The sequence below is a fragment of the Pseudomonas sp. Sample_16 genome, from assembly GCF_004307665.1.
In the GTDB taxonomy this organism is placed as follows: Bacteria; Pseudomonadota; Gammaproteobacteria; order Pseudomonadales; family Pseudomonadaceae; genus Aquipseudomonas.
In genome coordinates, this window is sequence record NZ_RCOB01000143.1 from 1 (window position 1) to 955 (window position 955).

At 51.1% G+C, this 955-nt stretch carries 2 protein-coding genes and 3 tRNA genes; all 5 read left to right on the forward strand.

All coding sequences use genetic code 11. From position 1 onward, the window contains the following. Positions 1–93 (forward strand): hypothetical protein (locus D8U69_RS29805; protein ID WP_241668669.1); only part of this gene is annotated, 93 nt, incomplete at its 5' end. A 186-nt stretch (positions 94–279) separates the two neighbouring features. Beyond that, positions 280–468 carry a carbon storage regulator CsrA gene (gene csrA, locus D8U69_RS19070; protein ID WP_002554426.1) on the forward strand — a complete coding sequence of 63 codons (189 nt, stop codon included), beginning with the start codon at positions 280–282 and terminating at the stop codon, positions 466–468. A 62-nt stretch (positions 469–530) separates the two neighbouring features. After that, positions 531–621 (forward strand) — tRNA-Ser (locus D8U69_RS19075). A gap of 108 nt (positions 622–729) precedes the next feature. Further along, positions 730–806, forward strand: a tRNA-Arg gene (locus D8U69_RS19080). Positions 807–877: 71 nt separating this feature from the next. Then, positions 878–954: transfer RNA gene (locus D8U69_RS19085), tRNA-Arg, on the forward strand. Position 955 lies beyond the last annotated feature (1 nt).

Sequence of the window (955 nt, forward strand, 5' to 3'; positions counted from 1 at the left end):
TCCGTAGTGATCGAAGAGAAATACCTGGAACTGGCTGTGCGCGCTCTGCACACGGCTTTCGAACTGGACGCACCGGCCCGCCAGGGCGAGTGATGCGTTTGCCAAAAGGCGCGGTCTGACCGCGCCTTTTGTTTTTTGAATGGCGTGACCCCGAGGCTGTTCTTTTGCTCGCGCTAGTCAATACTCAGGCATGTAGGCCACGACCGTTTTGGGTTGTAGGTCGAGTGCCTTTTTTTTGCAGACTGTTGTCCCTGAAATGTAAGGCGTGAGGAGAAAGGTATGTTGATTCTGACTCGTCGGTGCGCAGAAAGCCTGATTATTGGTGATGGCGAAATCACCGTGACCGTGCTCGGCGTCAAAGGAAATCAAGTGCGTATTGGGGTCAACGCCCCGAAAGAGGTAGCCGTCCACCGTGAGGAAATCTACCTGCGCATCAAGAAAGAGAAGGACGAAGAACCAAGCCATTAATTTTTATCGTTTTTTATGTTTGCAAACGGGGAAGAAGCTGGTTAATATACGCCCCGTGTTGCGGAGAGCTGGCCGAGTGGCCGAAGGCGCTCCCCTGCTAAGGGAGTACACCTCAAAAGGGTGTCGGGGGTTCGAATCCCCCGTTCTCCGCCATTATTTGCGTAGTACGTTGTAATCTGGCTTCTTCGGTAAGTTGTTGAAATTACTAGAAAAAAGCGCTTTACAAACAGATTGAACGGCCTATAATGCGCGGCAACAAATGCACTCGTAGCTCAGCTGGATAGAGTACTCGGCTACGAACCGAGCGGTCACAGGTTCGAATCCTGTCGAGTGCACCATTTAAGGGTTGTTTGCAGTGATGTGAATAACTTGGCTTCAACCAGTTGTGATCTGGTATAAAAACACAAATGCACTCGTAGCTCAGCTGGATAGAGTACTCGGCTACGAACCGAGCGGTCACAGGTTCGAATCCTGTCGAGTGCACCAT

Bases quoted from the DNA above. Each gene is read 5' to 3' on its own strand.
- csrA (WP_002554426.1), top strand. From the start codon at position 280: ATGTTGATTCTGACTCGTCGGTGCGCAGAAAGCCTGATTATTGGTGAT.